General features: G+C 55.6%; 21 protein-coding genes. 13 read left to right on the forward strand and 8 right to left on the reverse strand.

Features of this window, described 5'->3' with window-relative positions; genetic code table 11:
* Positions 1-39: 39 nt before the first annotated feature.
* From fucU to fucI, 3 genes are read right to left on the reverse strand one after another with little or no spacing between them, the layout of a single operon-like run.
* The gene (fucU, locus tag ACNQ0T_RS10555) at positions 40-468 is read right to left on the reverse strand and encodes an L-fucose mutarotase (RefSeq protein ID WP_023299449.1); all 429 of its coding nucleotides are present in this window, start codon (positions 466-468) and stop codon (positions 40-42) included.
* A complete protein-coding gene (gene fucK, locus ACNQ0T_RS10560; RefSeq protein WP_275062214.1) occupies positions 461-1,864 on the reverse strand; it encodes an L-fuculokinase in 1,404 nt (467 codons plus the stop codon). Before fucK ends, fucU begins: the two co-directional genes overlap by 8 nt.
* A gap of 49 nt (positions 1,865-1,913) precedes the next feature.
* On the reverse strand, positions 1,914-3,692 hold the full coding sequence (gene fucI / locus ACNQ0T_RS10565) for an L-fucose isomerase (RefSeq protein WP_417930013.1): 1,779 nt from the start codon (positions 3,690-3,692) through the stop codon (positions 1,914-1,916).
* A 406-nt stretch (positions 3,693-4,098) separates the two neighbouring features.
* On the opposite strand from fucI, the gene ACNQ0T_RS10570 reads away from it, so the two are divergent.
* The 7 genes from ACNQ0T_RS10570 to ACNQ0T_RS10600 all read left to right on the forward strand — a co-directional run bounded on the left by ACNQ0T_RS10570 (position 4,099) and on the right by ACNQ0T_RS10600 (position 12,390).
* Entirely contained in the window at positions 4,099-5,598 is a 1,500-nt protein-coding gene (locus ACNQ0T_RS10570; protein ID WP_063149157.1) for a sugar ABC transporter ATP-binding protein, read from the forward strand.
* A 2-nt stretch (positions 5,599-5,600) separates the two neighbouring features.
* A complete protein-coding gene (locus ACNQ0T_RS10575; protein ID WP_022647237.1) occupies positions 5,601-6,584 on the forward strand; it encodes an ABC transporter permease in 984 nt (327 codons plus the stop codon).
* A 46-nt stretch (positions 6,585-6,630) separates the two neighbouring features.
* Positions 6,631-7,581 (forward strand): ABC transporter substrate-binding protein, encoded by a 951-nt coding sequence (locus ACNQ0T_RS10580; protein WP_000858088.1) that lies wholly within the window; start codon positions 6,631-6,633, stop codon positions 7,579-7,581.
* Positions 7,582-7,592: 11 nt separating this feature from the next.
* Positions 7,593-9,182, forward strand: coding sequence for an FGGY-family carbohydrate kinase (locus tag ACNQ0T_RS10585; RefSeq protein ID WP_063853685.1), 1,590 nt, complete (start codon positions 7,593-7,595; stop codon positions 9,180-9,182).
* Between the two features lie 60 nt (positions 9,183-9,242).
* The gene (locus ACNQ0T_RS10590; protein WP_023299444.1) at positions 9,243-10,238 is read left to right on the forward strand and encodes a LacI family DNA-binding transcriptional regulator; all 996 of its coding nucleotides are present in this window, start codon (positions 9,243-9,245) and stop codon (positions 10,236-10,238) included.
* Between the two features lie 28 nt (positions 10,239-10,266).
* Positions 10,267-10,914, forward strand: coding sequence for an L-fuculose-phosphate aldolase (gene fucA / locus ACNQ0T_RS10595; protein WP_017383181.1), 648 nt, complete (start codon positions 10,267-10,269; stop codon positions 10,912-10,914).
* 114 nt (positions 10,915-11,028) lie between these two features.
* On the forward strand, positions 11,029-12,390 hold the full coding sequence (locus ACNQ0T_RS10600; protein WP_022647234.1) for an MFS transporter: 1,362 nt from the start codon (positions 11,029-11,031) through the stop codon (positions 12,388-12,390).
* A gap of 32 nt (positions 12,391-12,422) precedes the next feature.
* Here the strand turns inward: ACNQ0T_RS10600 and ACNQ0T_RS10605 are convergent, their stop codons facing one another.
* Positions 12,423-12,914: a YajQ family cyclic di-GMP-binding protein gene (locus ACNQ0T_RS10605; protein WP_022647233.1), complete on the reverse strand. Its 492-nt coding sequence runs from the start codon at positions 12,912-12,914 to the stop codon at positions 12,423-12,425.
* Positions 12,915-13,039: 125 nt separating this feature from the next.
* Here ACNQ0T_RS10605 and panE point away from each other — a divergent pair, with 125 nt between their 5' ends.
* Together panE and yajL are read left to right on the forward strand one after the other, a co-directional pair.
* Positions 13,040-13,951 (forward strand): 2-dehydropantoate 2-reductase, encoded by a 912-nt coding sequence (panE, locus tag ACNQ0T_RS10610; protein ID WP_046620560.1) that lies wholly within the window; start codon positions 13,040-13,042, stop codon positions 13,949-13,951.
* On the forward strand, positions 13,914-14,504 hold the full coding sequence (yajL, locus tag ACNQ0T_RS10615) for a protein deglycase YajL (protein WP_417930015.1): 591 nt from the start codon (positions 13,914-13,916) through the stop codon (positions 14,502-14,504). Before panE ends, yajL begins: the two co-directional genes overlap by 38 nt.
* A gap of 87 nt (positions 14,505-14,591) precedes the next feature.
* Here the strand turns inward: yajL and thiI are convergent, their stop codons facing one another.
* Positions 14,592-16,040 (reverse strand): tRNA uracil 4-sulfurtransferase ThiI, encoded by a 1,449-nt coding sequence (thiI, locus tag ACNQ0T_RS10620; RefSeq protein ID WP_232934554.1) that lies wholly within the window; start codon positions 16,038-16,040, stop codon positions 14,592-14,594.
* A gap of 178 nt (positions 16,041-16,218) precedes the next feature.
* On the opposite strand from thiI, the gene xseB reads away from it, so the two are divergent.
* From xseB to ACNQ0T_RS10640, 4 genes are all read left to right on the forward strand, one after another.
* On the forward strand, positions 16,219-16,461 hold the full coding sequence (xseB, locus tag ACNQ0T_RS10625; RefSeq protein ID WP_003859094.1) for an exodeoxyribonuclease VII small subunit: 243 nt from the start codon (positions 16,219-16,221) through the stop codon (positions 16,459-16,461).
* Positions 16,462-17,361, forward strand: coding sequence for a (2E,6E)-farnesyl diphosphate synthase (ispA, locus tag ACNQ0T_RS10630; protein ID WP_038415485.1), 900 nt, complete (start codon positions 16,462-16,464; stop codon positions 17,359-17,361).
* Positions 17,362-17,385: 24 nt separating this feature from the next.
* Entirely contained in the window at positions 17,386-19,248 is a 1,863-nt protein-coding gene (dxs, locus tag ACNQ0T_RS10635; RefSeq protein WP_022647228.1) for a 1-deoxy-D-xylulose-5-phosphate synthase, read from the forward strand.
* A 62-nt stretch (positions 19,249-19,310) separates the two neighbouring features.
* Positions 19,311-20,285, forward strand: a complete 975-nt coding sequence (locus ACNQ0T_RS10640; RefSeq protein ID WP_022647227.1) for an aldo/keto reductase — start codon at positions 19,311-19,313, stop codon at positions 20,283-20,285.
* A 69-nt stretch (positions 20,286-20,354) separates the two neighbouring features.
* Here ACNQ0T_RS10640 and thiL read toward each other — a convergent pair whose 3' ends face one another.
* The 3 genes from thiL to ribE all read right to left on the reverse strand — a co-directional run bounded on the left by thiL (position 20,355) and on the right by ribE (position 22,315).
* On the reverse strand, positions 20,355-21,326 hold the full coding sequence (gene thiL / locus ACNQ0T_RS10645; RefSeq protein WP_048966732.1) for a thiamine-phosphate kinase: 972 nt from the start codon (positions 21,324-21,326) through the stop codon (positions 20,355-20,357).
* A 77-nt stretch (positions 21,327-21,403) separates the two neighbouring features.
* Positions 21,404-21,823: a transcription antitermination factor NusB gene (gene nusB / locus ACNQ0T_RS10650; RefSeq protein ID WP_006809908.1), complete on the reverse strand. Its 420-nt coding sequence runs from the start codon at positions 21,821-21,823 to the stop codon at positions 21,404-21,406.
* 21 nt (positions 21,824-21,844) lie between these two features.
* Complete coding sequence (ribE, locus tag ACNQ0T_RS10655) at positions 21,845-22,315, reverse strand: 6,7-dimethyl-8-ribityllumazine synthase (protein WP_003859098.1); 471 nt, start codon at positions 22,313-22,315, stop codon at positions 21,845-21,847.
* Positions 22,316-22,322 lie beyond the last annotated feature (7 nt).

Consider the following 22,322-nt stretch of genomic DNA (forward strand, 5'->3'; position numbering starts at 1 on the left):
AAGACTGAAGTGAAAACGCCGGGTTTAACCCGGCGTTTTTTATTGGTACGGCGTAACCCCTTTCTTTAACAGTATATTGCCGTATTTCGCTGTCTCGCCTGTCACCACAATGGCGTACGCTTTCTGTGCCCGCGCATAAAACGCATAACGGTCAATACGCATAATCCCCTCCCCTTCCGCCTCACCAAAGAGTGCGTTGCGATAGCGTGCTTCTACCTGTATATCGAGCGTATCCCCGTCGACAGGGGCCATCATCACCAGCGGTGGCGCATAGCTGTCGAGTTCAAACAGCGGTATCACCGCGGCCAGCAAATCGCTGATGAGCAGGCCATCTGCGCGGATCGTCTTTGGCCCCAGGCTGTGCGCGGGAAAGTGAGCGTCTGCAAAAATAATCTCGTCACCATGGCCCATCTCTGCCAGCGTTTTCAGCAGCTCGGGTGAAATCAGTGGGGATATCGTTTTAAGCACGGCTTTGCTCCTCAGGATAGAAATAACGGTAACGATAGTGGACCCGATCGCGAGCAGCCTCAGCGCTGGCCGTTTCACCGACGCCCCACCATCCGTACAAAGACGCCCCCAGCACGGTCGTATCTGCATCTTCAAGAACCTTCACCGGGATCCCAAGCGCATTGGACTTGAGCTGATTCCACAGCATATTGCGGCTACCTCCCCCCACCAGCAGGAGTTCACGCGCCTTAAACTGCGCGATCGCCTCCAGCGCCTGGAGTTTTTCTTGCAGATGCACCGTGAGTCCTTCCAGGGCTGCGCGGTAAAAATGGGCTGGCGTGGTGGTGAGCGTAACGCCCTGCCAGCCAGCGAGCGGAGAATCGAGCAACTGGGTATTCATCGTGACGCCATCCGCCCCGTACGGAATTGCCGCCGCCTGAGCCAGAATAGTGTCCCAGTTGACATCAGGCGACCAGAACAGCGCGCGGATCCACTCCAGTACGCCAGACGCCAGATATTGCATTCCCGGATTATAGAGCCCCGTCCGGCTATCCAGTTCGCACGTCGCGCCCGGGTATTGCCCCAGTAAAGCGGTATCAACCTGCGAGGTGCGCGCCATTAAAATCTCCCAGGTTCCCGAAGAGAGAACCGGCTCATTAATTCCCGCACCGGCGCCAAAAAGGGCAAACTGCGTATCGTGCCCGGCGGAGATCACCGGCACACCGCAAGGCAATCCGAGTCTGGATGCAGCGTCGGGCTGCAGTTCACCCATCATCTCTCCGGGGGAAACCAGCGGCGGGAAAAGGGAATGAGGCACGCCGATCTTGCTTAAGATCGTTTCGCTGAAGCACCGCTGATGCAGATCGAACATCTGACTGGTACCGGCCATCGTGAGATCGGTCGTCATTTTTCCGGTCAGGCGATGGTTGATTAGCGAGGAGATAAAAAGCCAGGCGTGAGCACGCTGTAACAGATCGGGATGTTTGTCCTGAAGCCAGCCTAGCTTATACAACGTGTTAAAACTAAACTGCCCAACGCCGGTGATCTGCTGTAGTTCAGCCGGGGAGCATAAACGGGCAACCGCTTCCATCACCGGCACGGTTCGTGGACATTTCCAGCTGATGATCGGGTAAAGCAGTTCTCCGCGCTCATCTACCAGCGCGCCATCCACGCCAAAGGTCGTCACACTCATTCCGCACAGTTGATGCTTGCTCAGCACTGCGCTGATTTTCTGACAACAGACGGCAAAACGTTGCATGATGGCGTCGAGCGACCACTGGTGCCAGGCCGGATTTTCAGCGGCACTTTCGCTTTCGTTCGCCACCGAGGCTCGCGCCACAATATTCCCTTCAGGATCCAGCGCAATGGCGCGCACGTTCGTCGCGCCACAATCGAGAACCAGAAAACATTTTTTCATCGCGGTCCCCACAGGCTGCCAGTCCGCCGGAGCAGGCTGGCAAACCGGCTTATTGTTTGTATAACGGTCCGTAATTTTCACAGGCGCGGTAATCCTGCCCTTCCGGATCCATACCGTGAGCGCCCCAGGCCGTCGGCCGATAAATCAGCGCCTCCGGTACGTTATGCATGCACACGGGAATGCGCAGCATGGACGCCAGGGTGATGAAATCAGCACCGACGTGCCCGACGGTTAATACTCCGTGGTTAGCGCCCCAGTTCGCCATCACTGAATAGACGTCGCTGAACGGGCCTTTACCGGTCAGACGTGGGGCAAACCAGGTGGTGGGCCAGGTTGAATCGGTGCGCTTATTCAGAATGTCATGTACTTGTTCCGGCAGCTCAACACTCCAGCCTTCCGCTATCTGTAATACCGGGCCCACCCCCTTGATGAGGTTTACGCGGGTCATGGTAAATGGCACGCCACCTCGGGTGAGGAAGTTTGATGAGAAACCGCCCCCGCGAAAGTATTCATGCACCGCCGGACACCAGTGGGTTGCGGCCAGGCACGCGTTGGCTTCCTGCTCAGTAATGTCCCAGTGTGGTTTCAGGGTCGGTTTCCCCTCGGCGTCTTTCTGCTCCGCTGTACCGTCCAGTGCCGCCGAGCCGGAGTTGATCAGATGAATAATGCCGTGCTCAGCCCGTCCAGTGAGTTTCTGGCCGGTAACACGCTCAACCGACTCTGGCGACCAGTAGGTGCGCACGTCGGCAAAGATTTGCGCTGTACCGGTCATCAGATGTCCAAACAGCATTGCTACCCCGTTCAGGCTGTCATTTTCCGTCGCCACCACCAACGGCTGGCGAATACCGTTCCAGTCAAAGGAGCTGTTCAGCAGCGCCTCTGCGGTATCGCCATTTGGATACTGATCCGTCCAGTGGCGCTGTCCCTGGAACCCGGACGCGATGGCGTTATAGCCCAGAGATTCCTCCACGCGGCCCATCGCAGCGAGTTTTGGGTTACCCTGCATCATGTCGCGGATGCACATCGCCATGAGCAGACTCTCCCGCAGGATCGCGGCATTCTCCTGTTCATTGCGACGATACTGCTCCGCGTTTTTATCCTCGCCGAAACGGAAATGTGCTTGCGCCCAGTCCAGGGCCAGCTCAAGTTCTTGCTCGTCGTAAATCTTATGATCGATGCGGCGACGCAGTTCGGTCATATCCACCGCCTGCACCTTCATCCCCAGCCAGGATTCAAAGAAGTTGTGATCGACAATCGAGCCCGCAATCCCCATCGAGACGCCGCCCACCGACAGATAACTTTTCCCCTTCATGCTGGCGACCGCCAGGCCCGCGCGGGCGAAGCGCAACAATTTTTCTTCGACGTCTACCGGGATGGTCTCGTCGCCCGCATCCTGTACATCGTGGCCATATATGGAAAACGCCGGGATCCCTTTCTGGTTATGCGCCGCCAGTGCCGCCGCGAGATATACTGCCCCCGGACGCTCGGTGCCGTTAAAGCCCCAGATCGCTTTCGGACGCAGCGGATCCATATCAATGGTTTCACTCCCGTAACACCAGCAGGGGGTGACGGTGATCGTCAGACCAACGTGGCACGTGCTGAACTTCTCTTCGCAAGCGGCGGACTCCGCCATTCCGGCAATGCAGCTATCGGCAATCACGCACTCAACGGGCGTACCGCAGGGGTGGCGTAATTTTTCACTGAGTAGCGCCGCCGTGGCTTTCGCCATGTTCATGGTCTGCTCTTCCAGAGACTCGCGTACGCCCATTCGGCGGCCATCAATAACAGGTCGAATGCCAATACGGGGTAACGCTTTTATCGTTTTCATAGCCCTTCCTCACGTTGGTTAACCTATCCGTCTCAGGGGCATAGCCGTGAAAAAGCGCCCAGGCAGCGCCGTGAACGGAAAGTGGTGAATTTGCTAACTCGAATTAGCTTAGGGTTCATACTAAAAATGAGACAAGATAAATGTGCAGGATCTGTGAGCAGTTTCACGATGAGAGGTCAAAATTCGATCAGCGTCAGGTATTACGATTCAGCAAAAACTAAACATATCGTTTAAATTCAATTAAATAACAAAATACCTTTGCACGACGTCACAATTTGAATACAAATGATTTGGCTAAATTATAACCCTAAAATAGCTTTTAAGGACGAAAGCTAAGTCGAGTTAGCTTATTAACTAAATCACTGTGGCTTGTGATTCATTGCCTTTCCAACACAGGAATTTTGCAATGTCAGAGACTCTTATTCAGATGACGTGCATTACCAAACGCTTTCCCGGCGTGCTGGCGCTGAATCAGGTTGATTTCGATTTACGCTGCGGCGAAGTTCATGCCCTCTTAGGTGAAAACGGTGCCGGCAAATCGACGCTGATGAAAATATTATCCGGTGTTTACCAACCTGATGCCGGTGAAATTCGCTATGAAGGGCAATCCGTATCATTCAGCGATCCGCTAAGTGCTCAGCATGCAGGTATTACGATTATCCATCAGGAATTTAATCTCTTCCCCGATTTAACCGTGGAAGAGAATATCTTTATTGGCCGTGAATTCTGCAAAAATAGTCGCTGGCAGTTAGATAAACGCGCCCAGCGACAGGCGGTTGAGAAAATACTGCACACGCTGAATTTAAAAATCGCCCCGGACGCCCGCGTCAGTGAATTAACCGTAGCCCAGCAGCAGATGGTGGAAATTGCCAAAGCGATTTCGGTCAATGCCAAAGTGCTAATCATGGATGAACCCACCGCCGCGCTGACCGAAAGTGAAATCGAGAGTTTGTTTGACGTCACGCGGATGCTCAAGGCTCAGGGCACGGGGATTGTCTACATCTCGCACCGTCTGGAAGAGCTGGCGCTGATCGCCGATCGCGCGACCGTCATGCGCGACGGACAATACATCGCCACCGTAGATTATGAAACGGTTCAGATCGGCGAGCTTATCGCCATGATGGTTGGCCGCAATCTCGATAACATCTACCCAAAACGCCCGCCGCATCAGCGCAGAGAAAAAGTGCTGGAGGTGAACGGCCTGACGCGTAATGGTGTACTGCATGACATCAACTTTACCCTCTGGCGCGGTGAGATCCTCGGTCTCGCTGGCTTAATGGGCGCAGGCCGAACTGAACTGGGCCGGGCCCTGTTTGGCGCCGATGCGATCGACGCTGGCACCCTGACGCTGAACGGCACCCCCACACGTATTAAAGACGTGGCTGACGCCATTGAGAAAGGCATCAGCTATTTAACAGAAGACCGCAAAAAAGAGGGACTCGCCCTCGGCCTTTCTGTTGAGATGAACATTATGCTCGGCAATTACCCGGACTACGCTGGCGCCGCGGGTAATGTTGATGAAAAACGCTGCCGGGAGTCCAGCCAGAAACTGGTGGATACGCTGCGAATAAAAACGCCACATCTGGAACAGGCGGCACTGAATTTAAGCGGCGGTAATCAACAGAAGATTATTATTGCCCGCTGGGTCTGCAAAGACACCGATATTTTAATTTTTGATGAGCCAACCCGGGGAATTGACGTTGGCGCCAAGCTGGAAATCTACGAATTAATGAATCGCCTTGTCGCTAAAGGTAAATCGATCATCATGATTTCATCCGAACTGCCGGAAGTATTAGGAATGTGCGACCGCATACTCGTGATGCGCAGCGGCCGCATTGCCGGCGAAATAGCGGCTGAGCACGCCACCCAGGAAAAAATCATGCAATACGCCACGCTGGAGGATTAATCATGTCCGTTACCGTTCCATCGCCGCAAAGCGGAAGTCATACGATGAAAATAAATAAAGCGCTCCTGATGCGTCTGGCGCCTCTTTTTAGCCTGGTATTGCTGGTTCTGTTTTTCAGCTTCAGCTCACCGTTCTTCTTTAATACTGAAAATATCATGACTATCGCCCTGCAAACGGCGGTGATTGGCATCATGGCCATTGGCGTGACCTTTGTGATTATTACCGCCGGGATCGACCTGTCGCTTGGATCGGTTGTGGCGTTCTCAGGGGTTGCGGTGGGCATCGCCGCCGGGTTTGGTATGCCGTTGCCGGTCTGTATTCTGGCAGGCGTGCTCGCAGGCGGACTTTGCGGCTATGTGAACGCGTTTCTGGTCACCAAAATGACCATACCACCGTTTATTGCCACCCTCGGCTTAATGATGTCGGTACGCGGCATCAATATGGTGATGACCGATGGCCGCGCGATTTATTTTTCTGACTACCCGCAGTTCAAGCTGCTAGCACAGGGTCGCCTGTTCGACGTTCTGCCTTATCCGGTGTTCTACCTGGTCATCGTGGCACTGATCGCCATGTGGATCCTGAAGAAAACGGTGATGGGCCGCTATATCTACGCTGTCGGCAGCAATGAAACGGCGGCACACCTTTCCGGGATCAAAGTCCAGCGAGTGAAAATTTTCGTTTACGCCTTCTGCGGCCTGTTAACCGGCGTGGCCGGGGTGATCCTCGCCTCTCGTCTCAACTCAGGCCAGCCAACCGTGGGCGTGGGTTATGAGCTGGAAGCCATCGCGGCGGTAGTGATCGGCGGTACCAGTCTGATGGGCGGCGTGGGTACGATTGGCGGCACCATCATAGGCGCGTTCATTATGAGCGTGCTGAAAAACGGCCTCAATCTCATGGGCGTGTCCCAGTTCTGGCAGATGGTGGCGATGGGCGTGGTCGTCGTTGCCGCCGTCTACCTGGACACGTTACGTAAAAGAATGCGTTAGGTTCTCGATACAACAAGCCCTGCCAACCCTACAACGGAGCAAAATAATGAAAACCAGCCATATCCTGAGCGCCCTGTCGCTCGTAGCCATCCTGTCCAGCAGCGCGCTGGCAAAAGATTTAAACCTGCCGGTGGTCAGTAAAGGTTACCAGCACGAATTCTGGCAGACGGTCAAAATGGGAACGGAAGCTGCCGCAAAAGAGTTGGGTGACAAAACCAGCTACGTTGGCCCTGCCGATGAAACGCAAATTGCCGAACAGATCCAGTTAGTCGAAAACACCATGGCACAAAAGCCAAACGGCCTGTTGCTGGCCGCACTTGATGCAAACGCCCTTGCCCCGCTGGTCGAAACCGCCAACAGCCGGGGGATCAAAGTGGTGACCTTCGACTCGGGCGTGAACTCGGATATCCCGGCCAGCTTTGTCGCCACCAATAACCGTAAGGCGGGCGCACAGGCTGCGGATGCGCTGGCGGAGCAGGTAGGCCAGAAGGGGAAAGTGGGTATTATCGCTCACGTAGCCGGGACGACGTCCGCCATTGAGCGCTCTGAAGGGTTCAGCGAGCGGATGAAAGAGAAGTACCCGAATATTCAGGTACTGCCGGTGCAATACAGCGATGGCGACCCGCAAAAAGCGATGGATAAAACCATTGATATGGTTCAGGCCAACCCGGATATCGCCGGTATTTATGCCACCAACGAAGGCTCAACCCTGGGCGTTGCGAACGCTATCGACAGCCAGAATCTGAAGGGCAAAGTAAAAGTCATCGGTTTTGACAGCACCGAAGCCATCATTAACTTCCTTAAAAACGGTGTGATTCAGGGCTTCGTGGTGCAGGACGCCTATCAGATTGGTTATCAGGGCATAAAAGCGCTGAACGCGGTGATTTCCGGACAGACGGTGGCCAAAGAAATTGATATTCCAGTGAAATATGTCAATGCGCAGAATATCAACACGCCTGAAATTGATAAACTGCTGCATCCGTTTGGTAAAAAATAAGGAAGTTCATGATGAGTGACGGCTATTTCCTCGGGGTAGATGTAGGTTCAGCCAGCGTTCGTGCAGGGCTTTACTCTGCGCAAGGCGAGCGTTTGAGCTTCGCGACCCGTCCGATTTCGCAGTTTCACGCCAGCAACGCGCGCGTGGAACAATCCTCTGTGGAAATCTGGCAGCAGGTTTGTGCGGTGGTGCGGGAAGCCGTCGACTCCTCTGGGATTTCACCTGACGCCATTCGTTCGATTGGCTTCGACGCCACGTGCTCGCTGGTCGCGCTGGATGCTGACGGTAACGGCCTGAGCGTCTCCCCGGACAGTCCGGCATCGCAGGACATCATTATGTGGATGGATCATCGTGCTCACGAAGAAACCGTTCACATCAATGCCACACGCGATCCGGCCTTGTGCTACGTGGGCGGCGAGGTGAGTATTGAAATGGAACTGCCAAAACTGCTGTGGTTGCAGCGGCATCATCCTGAAACATGGAATCAGGCCTGGCGCTTTTTCGACCTTGCCGATTTTCTGGTCTGGAAAGCGACGGGCCAGGACGCCGCCAGCCTGTGCACCCTCACCTGCAAATGGAACTACCTTGCGCATGAGGCGCAGTTCAGCGAATCGCTGCTCAGGGAGGTGGGGCTGGAGACCTTACTGACAAAAATTCCCGATACTATTCTGGACGTCGCTGAATGCGTCGGGAAACTCAGCCCACAGGCAGCGCAAGCTCTGGGGTTGCCCGAAGAGGTGATTGTGGCAAGCGGCATGATCGATGCCCACGCGGGTGGCGTGGCGCTGACGGGCTCACACCCGGAAGGCACGCTGGCGCTCATCAGCGGAACCTCGAACTGCCATATGCTTGCCAGTCAGACGGAGATCCATACGCCCGGCGTCTGGGGACCTTACTGGAGCGCCATGCTGCCGGGCTACTGGCTGACGGAAGGCGGGCAAAGTGCTGCCGGGGCGCTGGTCGACTGGACGTTGCGCGAGCACGGAGTCAGCGCAGAGCTGTTTGCAAAAGCAGAAGCGGCGCAATGCCATCCGGTGGCATTACTCAACGACTGGGTAGCCGCGCTTGAACAGGAAGAAAAATATCCCACCCGCAACCTGCACATTCTGGCCGATCACCACGGCAACCGCTCGCCGCGTTCGCGTCCTGATGCCCGGGGCAGCGTGGTCGGTCTGACATTAGAAACCGGTGAACGTGCGCTGGCGAGGCTCTACCTGGCCACGCTACAGGCCATAGCCTATGGCACACGACACATTATGGATACTCTGAAACATCATGGGCACACCTTGTCGCGCATTGTCATTTGTGGTGGAGCTACTCATAACCGGCTCTGGCTGCGGGAGTATGCCGATGCCACAGACTGCGATATTCACCTTTTAGCCGAAGAAGATGCGGTCACTCTCGGCGCGGCCATTTGCGGCGCTGTGGCGAGCGGTGCATGGGCAACGCTTACCGACGCCACCCGGGAAATGGTCAAAGCCGGCGATATCATCACCTGTCGGCCGGAAACCGCGGCCTTCCACCGGCAAAAATATGAGGCGTACCTGATGCTGTGGACCCAGCAACAGGCGCTTAATCTCCTGATGCAGCAGGAAATGTAATGGCAGGATGCGTATGCTTTATCAGCAGTTTTTACGTACGTTAAGGATTGAGGCGTAGCGATGGCCAAAACAGTTGAACAGATAGCGAAGGATCTGAATTTATCCGTCACCACCGTGCGGCTGGTACTGAGCGGGAAAGCCGAACAGTATCGGATCAGTGTGAAAACACAGTCCCGAATTAATGAACACGTCGAGCGCTTCGGCTATACCCTCAACCATTCGGCGCGCAGTCTGAAGTTAAACAAAACCGAGACGCTGGGGCTCATCGTGCCCAACATCTCAAACGTGTTCTTTGCAACGCTCGCCGAGAAACTCGAACTGCGCTGCCGCCGTTCGGGTTACCAGCTGATGATCAGCTGTACTTACAACGATGTGGATTACGAAAACAAGCTGGTAAAAGCTCTGATGGCGCGCAACGTGGACGGCTTATTTATCGTTCCCTCGACGCTGGAAAATCAGCAGCATCATTTGCGGCAGATCCAAAAGCCACTGGTGCTCCTTGACCGGGATTTTGGCTTTACTGACAACGCGCTGGTAGAGAGTCATAACGAGGCTGGGGGGGATGAACTGGCCCGCAATATGCTGGAAGAGTGCAAAACGCCGCTCTGGTTCCTTGTGGGCGATACCGCACTGCCCAGCATTACGGACCGTCTGAACGGCTATTTGCAGGCCCTGAAAACAGCCGGTATTCACCATCGCGAGTGGGTCATCGAAGGGCCGGACAATACGCCGGAGGGGGGATATGCCCTGATGGATTCGCTTATCGACAGCCAGGGTGTTCCGCAGGCGTTCATCGCCTCATCGTTACCCGTCCTGGAAGGGGCAATCGAAGCCCTGCGGACGCGTACCGGTACCGTGCCTCAACACATCAATATTGGCACCTTCGATGAGCACCCCATGCTGGGGTTCCTGCCTAACAGCGTCTGGTCCATGCAGCAGGATGAAGATACCTGGGCGGAAAAAGCGTTTGAACTGATGCAGCGAGCCATCGACGGCGAAGCGGTCAACGAGACGGCGAAAGTCGATATGAAGCTGGTCAAACGTTCCCGCCAGTAAAAATAAAACTGTACCCGGAGAATAAAAAATGGAACGAGCCCGATTAGCCAGAGACATTATCGACACCTGCCTTGAGATGACCCGCATGGGATTAAATCAGGGCACCGCCGGGAATATCAGCGTTCGCTATCGCGACGGTATGCTGATTACGCCGACCGGAATTCCCTACGAGCATCTGACCGAAGAGAGTATCGTCTATGTCGATGCACAGGGGCGACACGAAGAGGATAAACTGCCCTCCAGCGAATGGCGTTTTCATCAGGTTGTGTATCAGACCCGCCCGGATGCTAACGCCGTCGTCCATAACCATGCGGTTAACTGTACCGCCGTCTCGATACTCAACCGCCCCATTCCTGCTATTCACTATATGATTGCCGCCGCCGGGGGAAACTCCATTCCCTGCGCGCCTTACGCGACCTTCGGGACGCGCGCGCTGTCAGAGCATGTCGCGGTCGCGTTACGCGATCGCAAAGCGACGCTATTACAGCACCACGGCCTGATCACCTGCGAAGAAAATCTTGAGAAGGCACTGTGGCTGGCGCAGGAGGTAGAGGTGCTGGCAAAACTCTACCTGGCCACGCTGGCGATCGTGGATCCCGTTCCGGTACTCAGTGACGATGAAATTGCCATTGTTCTTGAGAAATTTAAAAGCTACGGGTTGCGCGTCGAGGCGTAATTTTTTATCCGGGGGTGCTTTTATCACACCCTCGTAATATCTCTTAAACAAACACCTATTTACCGCACTTATCACCCCGCCTAAACTATGGCCTGCTTTTTGGTAGAGGTGGTAATGAACGATTATAAAATGACGCCAGGTGAACTGCGTGCGACCTGGGGTTTAGGGACTGTTTTCTCGCTGCGGATGCTTGGCATGTTTATGGTCCTGCCCGTTCTGACCACATATGGCATGGCGTTACAGGGTGCCAGCGAAGCGCTGATTGGTCTGGCTATCGGTATCTACGGCCTGGCGCAGGCGATATTCCAGATCCCCTTTGGCCTGCTCTCCGACCGCGTGGGTCGCAAACCGCTGATTGTCGGCGGGCTGCTGGTGTTTGTACTTGGCAGCATCATCGCCGCCCTCTCCCACTCCATCTGGGGAATTATTCTTGGCCGCGCCCTGCAAGGTTCCGGGGCGATTGCAGCCGCCGTGATGGCGCTGCTGTCAGACTTAACCCGCGAGCAAAACCGCACCAAAGCCATGGCGTTTATTGGCGTCAGCTTCGGCGTCACGTTTGCCATTGCCATGGTGCTGGGGCCGATTATTACCCATTCACTCGGCCTGCACGCCCTGTTCTGGATGATAGCCGTGCTGGCAACCATCGGGATCGCACTCACGCTGTGGGTTGTGCCGGACAGTAAAAACCATGTCCTGAACCGTGAATCCGGGATGGTCAAAGGCTGCTTCAGCAAAGTCATCGCCGAGCCGCGCCTGCTTAAGCTGAACTTCGGCATTATGTGTCTGCACATTCTGCTGATGTCCACCTTTGTCGCCCTGCCCGGTCAACTTGCCGCAGCAGGTTTCCCGGCGGCAGAGCACTGGAAAATTTATCTGGTCACAATGCTGATCTCGTTTGTCTCCGTTGTGCCCTTCATTATTTACGCCGAAGTGAAGCGCAAAATGAAACGCGTCTTCGTGGGCTGCGTGGCGTTACTGTTGATTGCCGAGATTGTGCTGTGGGGCGCCGGCCCACATTTCTGGGAGCTGATCGCAGGCGTACAGCTGTTCTTCCTGGCGTTTAATCTGATGGAAGCCCTGCTGCCGTCGCTTATCAGCAAAGAGTCTCCGGCAGGATACAAAGGCACCGCGATGGGCATTTACTCCACCAGCCAGTTTCTCGGCGTGGCGATCGGCGGGTCCCTCGGCGGCTGGGTGGACGGTCTTTTTGATTCTCAGACCGTGTTCCTCGCCGGTGCGCTACTGGCGATGCTCTGGCTGTTTGTTGCCAGCACCATGAAAGAGCCGCGCTATGTGAGTAGCCTGCGGGTAGAAATTCCCGATGACGTGGCAATCGGTGACGCGTTACAACAGCGTCTGGAAGCGACAGAGGGCGTGAGCGAAGTGCTGATTGTCCCGGAAGAGCGCAGTGCGTATGTCAAAATTGACAGCAAAGTGACTAACCGCTTTGAGGTAGAGCAGGCGCTAAAGGCCTGAAAAAATGCCCGGTTTAGCCGGGCATAATTGTCTTAATCGCGGAAGTTTTTAAACTGGAATGGCTGACCGAGATCGCCACCACGCACCAGCGCCATCACGGATTGCAGGTCATCACGGGATTTTCCGGTCACGCGGATCTCTTCCCCCTGGATCTGCGCCTGCACTTTCAGCTTACTGTCTTTGATAAGCTTAACGATTTTTTTCTGTACCGCGCTTTCAATCCCCTGCTTCAGCTTCGCTTCTACAAACCAGGTTTTGCCGCTGTGAACAAAATCTTCCGGTACATCAAGTGAGGTCCCTTCAATGCCGCGCTTGAGCAGCTTGGCGCGCAGGATATCCAGCAGTTGGTTGACCTGGAAATCAGACTCACTCAGGACTTTGATTGTCTTGTTCGCGTCGTTCAGTTCAATGGTCGCCTCAACGCCACGAAAATCGAAACGTGACTCCACTTCACGAATAGCATTATCTACGCCGTTACGCGCTTCCTGCAGATCAACTTCAGAAACAATATCGAAAGATGGCATCTTTTCTTCTCCCTTCATTTTTGTTGCGTTGCATAATACCTGCAACGAGGCATAACGAGAAGCTTAGCTGATGGCGCTATACTTAGCGTCTTAGCACCTGGCGCAGTTGCAGGTGAGGAGGAACAATGAAAGTAACAGTGCTTGGATGCGGCGCCCTTGGTCAACTCTGGCTTAGCGCGCTATGCAAACAGGGACACGACGTTCAGGGCTGGCTGCGAATTCCCCAACCCTATTGCAGTGTGAATGTGATGGGTACAGACGGTTCAATTTTTAACGAGTCTTTGACGGCAAACGATCCGGAATTTCTCGCGAGCAGCGATCTGCTGCTGGTCACGCTGAAGGCCTGGCAGGTCTCCGATGCGGTGAAAAGCCTGGCCGCCCAATTACCTGAAAGCACGCCAGTCCTGCTGATTCACAACGGTATGGGTACCATTGAAGAGCTAAAGTCTGTCCGGCAACCGCTGCTGATGGGAACAACCACCCACGCGGCACGCCGCGACGGTAACGTCATTATTCATGTTGCCAGTGGCATCACCCATATCGGCCCGGCGCGTGAACAGCCCGGCGATTACAGCTATCTTGCGGATACCCTGCAAAGCACGCTGCCTGACGTCGCCTGGCACAATAACATTCGCGCAGAACTGTGGCGCAAACTGGCGGTCAACTGCGCGATCAATCCGCTGACTGCCCTGCTGGATTGCCCTAACGGTGATCTGCGCCAGCATCCCGATCGGTTAGCGCTGATTTGCCGGGAAGTTGCCGCCGTTATTGAACGCGAAGGCTACCACACCTCAGAGTCTGATTTACGTTATTATGTCGACCAGGTCATTGAGAGTACGGCAGAAAATATCTCTTCAATGTTGCAGGATGTCCGGGCGATGCGGCATACCGAAATTGATTACATTACCGGTTATCTGTTAAAACGCGCCCGGGCTCACGGCATTACCGTTGCGGAAAACAGCCGTCTGTTTGAGTTAGTTAAACGAAAGGAGAGTGAGTATGAGCGCATCGGCACTGGTATGCCTCGCCCCTGGTAGCGAAGAGACAGAAGCGGTCACCACCATTGATTTGATGGTACGTGGTGGTATTAAGGTTACCACCGCCAGCGTCGCCAGCGACGGAAGTCTGGCGATTACCTGCTCGCGTGGGGTCAAGATCCTGGCAGATGCACCGCTTGTACAGGTGGCGGACGGTGATTACGACATTATCGTGCTGCCGGGCGGTCTGAAGGGCGCGGAGTGTTTCCGCGACAGCCCGCTGCTGGTTGAAACCGTTCGTCAGTTTCATCTTTCCGGGCGTATCGTCGCGGCAATCTGTGCGGCCGTAGGCACGGTACTGGTTCCGCACGACATTTTCCCCATCGGCAATATGACCGGCTTCCCAGGCCTGAAGGATACGATTCCGGAAGACCAGTGGGTGGATAAACGCGTGGTCTGGGATCCGCGCGTTAACCTGCTCACCAGCCAGGGGCCGGGTACCGCCATTGATTTTGGCCTGAAGATTATTGACCTGCTGGTCGGGCGCGAAAAAGCGTACGAAGTGGCGTCATCGCTGGTGATGGCGGCAGGGATTTATAACTACTACGAGTAAAAAAAGCCGGGCGGCGGCTACGCCTTACCCGGCCTACAAGTGTACGGTACCGTAGGCCCGGTAAGCAAAGCGCCACCGGGCAATAGGCTACGGGCGATACACCTTCACGTTCGCGAAGCCCTGCTCGCGCAGGTACAGCGCCTGTAAACGGCTCATGACCCCACGTTCGCACCACAGCAGATACGTTTTGCTCTGGTCGAGATCGCCAAACTGGGTGCTCAGCTTGTAGAACGGCAGCGAAACCACCTCCACGCCTTCCACCTGCAACGGCTTGTCATCCTGCTCGTCAATCGAGCGGATATCCAGAATCGTATCGTTAGCACCGAAGCCGCTGACCGTCTCCACCTCAACCACGTCCTGCTCGGTCTGCTGGGCGATCTCACGGATATCGATGTTCGACGCTTCCGCCACCACTTTTTCCAGGATGCTGAAATCGAAGTTCTCTTCTTCCGCTTCGATCTTCGCCTTCACCGCTTTAATGGTTGGACTTTTTGAGATCACGCCGCAATATTCCGGCATGGTGCGGGCAAAATCTTCAGTACCGATTTTACGCGCCAGATCGATGATGTGCTCTTTATCGTGAGAGATCAGCGGACGCAGGATCAGCGTATCAGACACGTTGTCGATAAGGCGCAGGTTGGTCAGCGTCTGGCTGGAGACCTGCCCCAGTGCTTCACCGGTGACCAGCGCTTGCACGCCGTAGCGCTCAGCCACTTTGGACGCCGCACGCACCATCATACGTTTCAGGACCACGCCCATCTGGCCGTCATCCACTTTCTCAAGAATTTCGCCAACCACTGGCTCAAAGTTGATCGCCACGAAACGCACGCGGTGAGAGCTGCCGAAGCGGTTCCACAGGTAATGCGCCACCTGACGTACGCCGATTTCGTGCGCCGCGCCGCCCAGGTTAAAGAAGCAGTAGTGCACGCGGCAGCCGCGACGCATCAGCATATAGCTGGAAACGCCGGAGTCGAACCCGCCGGAGATCAGCGACAGCACATCTTCTTGCGTGCCGATCGGGAAGCCGCCAATACCTTCATAACGGCCCTTAACCAGCAGCAGGCGATCGTTTTCGATCTCAAGATTAACGGTAACGTCCGGATTAGTCAGGCGCACGCGCGCCGTCTCAACGTGCTGGTTCAGACCGCCGCCGACATAGCGCTCAACGTCAATGGAGCTAAACTCATGCTTACCACGGCGCTTCACGCGTACGCAGAACGTTTTCCCTTCGATCTGATCGCGGTACTGTACCAGCGCCTTTTCGAAGATATCGTGCATATCGGTGAAGGGAACGTCTTCCACTTCCAGAATATGGTGAATACCCGGGATACGGGTCAGCGCGTCGCGAATATCAAGACGTTTGTTTTCGTCTTTCGCGCGGACTTCAACGTGGTCCCAGTGACGCACCACGGCGAGCGTTTCGTCGTAGTGTTTTAATACGTTACGAATGTTCCCGGTGAGAATTTTAATAAAGCGCAAACGCACGGATTGGCTTTTGATGGTGATTTCAGGGAACAATTTAATGATAAACTTCATGGCGGCAATGTTTCTTAGGCAAGCTTATAAAGGCTTGTAGTGGAAAATGATACAGCAGCCCACACCCGTGGCTGCATCCAGGCGCGCAAGTATACCACCATCGCGCCACTCGCGTTATTTGATAATTGCCCCGAGTCCGTTACCATGTCAGGGCGAAAAATTTAAGAGTCAATTCACTATGCCGAAGAAAAACGACGCACCGGCCAGTTTCGAAACTGCGCTGAGTGAACTGGAGCAGATCGTTACCCGTCTTGAGAGCGGCGATCTCCCGCTGGAAGACGCGCTCAACGAATTTGAACGCGGCGTGCAGCTCGCGCGCCAGGGGCAGGTAAAACTCCAGCAGGCCGAGCAGCGTGTGCAGATCCTGCTTTCCGACAGCGAAGACGCTAAAACCACGCCATTCACACCGGACGCCGAGTAAATGGATTTTTCCAACGCGCTTCAGGCGCGCGTCATCCGCGCCAACGACGCGCTGCGCCGTTTCATTGAGCCGCAGCCTTTTCAGAACACTCCTCTGGTTGAAGCCATGCACTATGGCGCACTCTTGGGGGGTAAACGCCTGCGTCCGTTCCTGGTGTATGCCACGGGCAACATGTTCGGTATCAGCGATAACACGCTGGACGCCCCGGCAGCCGCCGTGGAGTGTATCCACGCCTATTCGCTGATCCACGATGATTTGCCGGCCATGGACGATGACGATCTGCGTCGCGGTCAGCCGACCTGCCACATTAAGTTCGGCGAAGCGAATGCCATTCTGGCGGGTGATGCGCTGCAAACCCTGGCGTTCTCCATTCTGAGCGATGCGCCGATGGTTGAAGTGAGCGATCGCGATCGTCTGGCAATGGTGTCCGAACTGGCAATGGCCAGCGGCGTCGCCGGGATGTGCGGCGGCCAGGCGCTGGATTTAGAGGCTGAAGGTCGTCAGGTGACTCTGGAACAGCTGGAACGCATCCACCGTCACAAAACGGGCGCCCTGATTCGGGCAGCCGTTCGTCTGGGCGCGTTGAGCGCGGGTGAACGCGGGCGTAAAGCCCTGCCGGTTCTGGACAGATACGCAGAAAGTATCGGTCTGGCATTCCAGGTTCAGGATGACATTCTGGATGTGGTGGGCGATACTGCAACATTGGGAAAACGCCAGGGTGCGGATCAGCAGCTTGGCAAAAGTACCTACCCCGCCCTGTTGGGCCTTGAGCATGCCCAACGTAAAGCCCGGGATCTGATAGACGATGCCCGCCGGTCACTGAATGAGCTGGCCGCGCAATCGCTGGATACCTCGGCACTGGAAGCGCTAGCGGACTACATAATCCAGCGTAATAAATAAACTATATATCTCGATGAGCCTTTGATGAGTTTTGATATTGCCAAATACCCGACACTGGCGTTAGTTGACTCCACTCAGGAGTTACGTCTGTTGCCGAAAGAGAGTCTGCCGAAGCTGTGTGACGAGCTGCGTCGCTACCTGCTCGACAGCGTTAGCCGCTCCAGCGGCCACTTCGCCTCCGGACTTGGCACGGTTGAGCTGACCGTGGCGTTGCATTACGTCTATAACACGCCGTTCGATCAGCTGATCTGGGATGTTGGCCACCAGGCCTATCCGCACAAAATTCTGACCGGACGTCGCGATAAGATTGGCACCATTCGCCAGAAAGGCGGCCTGCATCCGTTCCCGTGGCGCGGCGAGAGCGAGTTTGACGTGTTAAGCGTCGGCCACTCTTCCACCTCCATTTCTGCGGGCATTGGTATTGCCGTTGCCGCCGAAAAAGAGAATAAGCAACGCCGTACCGTCTGCGTGATTGGTGACGGGGCGATCACCGCCGGGATGGCTTTTGAGGCCATGAACCACGCGGGCGATATCAAACCGGACATGCTGGTGATCCTCAACGATAACGAAATGTCGATCTCCGAGAACGTCGGCGCGCTGAATAACCATCTGGCGCAGCTGCTGTCCGGTAAGCTTTACTCCTCACTGCGCGAAGGCGGGAAAAAAGTCTTCTCCGGCGTACCGCCGATCAAAGAGCTGCTTAAGCGTACCGAAGAACATATCAAAGGCATGGTCGTGCCGGGTACGCTGTTCGAAGAGCTGGGCTTTAACTATATTGGCCCGGTGGATGGCCACGATGTGCTGGGCCTGGTGACGACGCTTAAAAATATGCGCGACCTGAAAGGCCCGCAGTTCCTGCACATCATGACCAAAAAAGGGCGTGGTTACGAACCGGCGGAAAAAGATCCGATCACCTTCCACGCGGTGCCCAAGTTCGACCATACCAGCGGTTGTCTGCCGAAAAGCAGCGGCGGAATGCCGAGCTACTCAAAAATCTTTGGCGACTGGCTGTGCGAAACGGCGGCGAAAGACAACACGCTGATGGCGGTGACGCCTGCCATGCGTGAAGGCTCCGGCATGGTCGAGTTTTCCAAAAAATACCCGGACCAGTATTTCGACGTCGCCATTGCCGAGCAGCACGCGGTAACCTTCGCAGCGGGCCTGGCGATTGGCGGCTACAAGCCGGTGGTAGCGATTTACTCTACCTTCCTGCAACGCGCCTACGATCAGGTGATCCATGACGTTGCCATCCAGAAGCTGCCGGTGCTGTTTGCTATCGACCGTGCGGGCATCGTGGGGGCTGACGGCCAGACGCACCAGGGCGCATTTGACCTCTCCTTCCTGCGCTGCATCCCGGACATGGTGATCATGACGCCAAGCGACGAAAACGAGTGTCGTCAGATGCTGTATACCGGTTACCACTATCAGGACGGTCCCTGTGCGGTACGTTATCCACGCGGCAATGCCCTTGGCGTTGAATTACGGCCGCTGGAAAAACTGGATATCGGTAAAGGTCTGGTGAAACGTCGCGGTGAAAAAGTGGCGATCCTGAACTTTGGTACGCTGATGCCGGAAGCGGCAAAAGTCGCTGAAACCCTGAATGCGACGCTCGTCGATATGCGATTTGTGAAGCCGCTCGATGAATCTCTGATTCTGAGCATGGCGGAAAGCCATGAGGTGCTGGTCACGCTGGAAGAGAACGCCATCATGGGTGGCGCGGGTAGCGGCGTGAACGAAGTGCTGATGGCGAACCGTAAAGTCGTTCCGGTGCTTAATCTCGGCCTGCCGGACCACTTCATCCCGCAAGGCACTCAGGACGAGGCGCGCGCCGACATTGGCCTGGACGCCGTCGGTATCGAAGCTAAAATCCGCACCTGGCTGGCCTGATCCCTCCCCTTTTCTGCTCCTGCTATGCTTAAACGTATTGTTTAAACAGCAGGAGCGGAACCATGCAATACACGACATTAGGAAAAACAGACCTCAAGGTGTCCCGGCTTTGCCTGGGCTGCATGACGTTTGGCGAGCCTGACCGGGGAAATCACGCCTGGACGCTGCCTGAAGAGAGCAGCCGCCCTATCATTAAGCGCGCCATTGACGGCGGCATCAACTTCTTCGATACCGCCAACAGCTACTCCGACGGCAGCAGCGAAGAGATTGTGGGCCGCGCCCTGCGAGATTTTGCCCGTCGGGATGAGATTGTGGTCGCCACCAAAGTGTATTACCCGTCAGGCGATCTGGCGGAAGGCCTTTCTCGCGCACAGATCCTGCGCTCCATTGATGACAGCCTCAGACGCCTGAATATGGATTACGTCGACCTGCTGCAAATTCACCGCTGGGATTACAACACGCCGATCGAAGAGACGCTTGAAGCGTTGAACGACGTCGTGAAAGCCGGTAAAGCGCGCTACATCGGCGCATCGTCCATGCATGCCTCACAGTTTGCTCAGGCGCTCGATCTCCAGGCGCAGCATGGCTGGGCGCGCTTTGTCACTATGCAGGATCACTACAACCTGATCTACCGGGAAGAAGAACGCGAGATGCTGCCGCTCTGCTACCAGGAAGGCGTGGCGGTGATCCCGTGGAGCCCGCTGGCGCGCGGAAGGTTAACCCGTCCGTGGGGTGAAACTACCGCCCGGCTGGTATCGGATGAAGTAGGTAAAAATCTGTATGACGATACAGAAGCCAGCGATGCGTTGATTGCCGAACGATTAGCCGGGATCGCCGACGATATCGGTGCAACGCGCGCACAGGTTGCGCTGGCGTGGCTGCTGAGCAAGCGCGGTGTCGCCGCGCCGATTGTGGGCACATCGCGGGAAGAACAGCTGGACGAGTTGTTGAGTGCGGTGGACTTATCGTTGACGCCGGAGCAGATTGCCGAGCTGGAGACGCCGTATCAGCAACATCCGGTGGTAGGGTTTAAATAAACAATTCAGGGAACAAAATCCGTAGGCCGGGTAAGCGCAGCGCCACCCGGTAATACAGAGCGCACAAAATTACGCGAAGTGATCGTACCCTTTCCAGTCAAGCGTAACCGGGGCGCCGTCGCGGACAAACAGCAGCCCTTCACTTTCCGGCATAACCTGCCCGATGCAGGTAAATTTCGCCCCCAGATGCGCTAACGCCACATCCAGCGTCCCGCGATTCAGCTCGGGAACGGTAAAGCACAGCTCATAATCTTCCCCACCGGATAGTGCCCAGCGCAGCGCCTGTTCAGGCTCGGCATGGCGACGCAACGGCTCTGACAGTGGGAACAGATCCAGATCGATCCGTGCGCCCACGCCACTGGCCTTCAGGATATGGCCGAGATCGGAGATCAGCCCGTCAGAGAGATCGATAGCAGAACTGGCCCGCTCGCGCAGCGCCTGACCGTGCAAAATACGCGGCGTGGGCCGCAGGTGGCGCTTCACCAGGTACGCCGCATCGTCAGCATCTTCAACTGCTAAACGGTTCTGAAGGATCGCCAGCCCGGCCGCGCTATCCCCCGGCGTACCGGTCACGTAGATCCAGTCGCCCGGTTTTGCGCCCGAACGCTTCAGCGCGCGCCCCGCTGGCACATAGCCGTGGATTGCCAGGGTCATCGACAGCGGCCCGGCGGTGGTATCACCGCCAATCAGCTGCATATCGTAATAATTCAGCTGTTCAAAAAGGGCATCGCTGAAGGCTTCAAGCCAGGCTTCATCCACCTCCGGCAGGGTCAGAGCCAGCGTCAGCCAGGCCGGGTCGGCGCCCATTGCCGCCAGATCGCTAACGTTTACCGCCAGCGCCTTATACGCCAGGTCGGCAGGATCGATATCGGGCAGGAAGTGACGCCCACATACTAAGGTGTCGGTGCTGATTGCCAGCGTCTGTTTTTCGGGAATATTGAGAAGTGCGCAGTCATCGCCAATGCCGGTTTCAACATCAAGACGAGAGGTTCTGACACGGTCGAAATAACGGGCAATCAGGGAGAATTCGCCGCATGCCATACGTTATGCCTCAGCAAATAAAAGAAAAAACCGGAGCCGCACTGCCAAAAAGGCAATGCAAGACTCCGGTTTGCGGATCACTTTTTGTGGGGACGGATCGCAGGTGCGGCTTTATCCAGCACGCCGTTTACAAACTTGTGGCTGTCTTCAGCGCCGAAGGTTTTTGCCAGTTCGATCGCTTCGTTGATGGCCACTTTGTACGGCACATCATCACGTTTAGACAGCTCAAACAGCGCGATACGCAACACTGCTTTTTCGACCTGGCCCAGCTCTTCGAGCAGACGGGACAGGTATGGCTTCATCAGACCATCGAGATACGCGCTATTAGTCGCCACTCCCGACAGCAGTTCACGGAAGTACAGAACGTCAACGTCTTTCACGTCCTGTTCTGACAGGAACTGGTATTCAACATCAGCGATGTCGTTCTGGGACAACTGCCAGGAGTAAAGTGCCTGGACGGCACATTCACGGGCGCGGCGACGAGCAGCAGGTTTCACGGAATTCCCCTTACAAAAAAATCAGGCCTTGATGGCTTTCAATACATTGATCATTTCAAGCGCGGTCAGTGCAGCTTCTGCACCTTTGTTACCGGCTTTGGTGCCAGCACGTTCGATGGCTTGTTCAATACTTTCGGTAGTCAGTACGCCGAACGCGACAGGAATTTCAGCATCCTGTGCAACGTGCGCCAGACCATTGCTTGCACCGCCCGCAACGTATTCGAAGTGCGCAGTGCCGCCACGAATAACAGTACCCAGTGCAATCACCGCGTCGTATTTACCGGTTTTCGCCAGCGCGCCCGCTGCCAGTGGCAGTTCGTAAGCACCTGGTACCCAAACGACGGTAATGTTGTCATCTTTAACCTGGCCGATACGTTTCAGGGCGTCAACCGCACCTTCCAGCAGGCTGTCGTTGATGAAGTTGTTGAAACGCGCAATGGTGATGGCGACGCGAGCGTCCGGGGTAGCTACAGCAGCTTCAATAATGTTCATACTCTTC

This window comes from Enterobacter cloacae complex sp.6700776, from assembly GCF_048284255.1.
Lineage (GTDB): Bacteria > Pseudomonadota > Gammaproteobacteria > Enterobacterales > Enterobacteriaceae > Enterobacter > Enterobacter intestinihominis.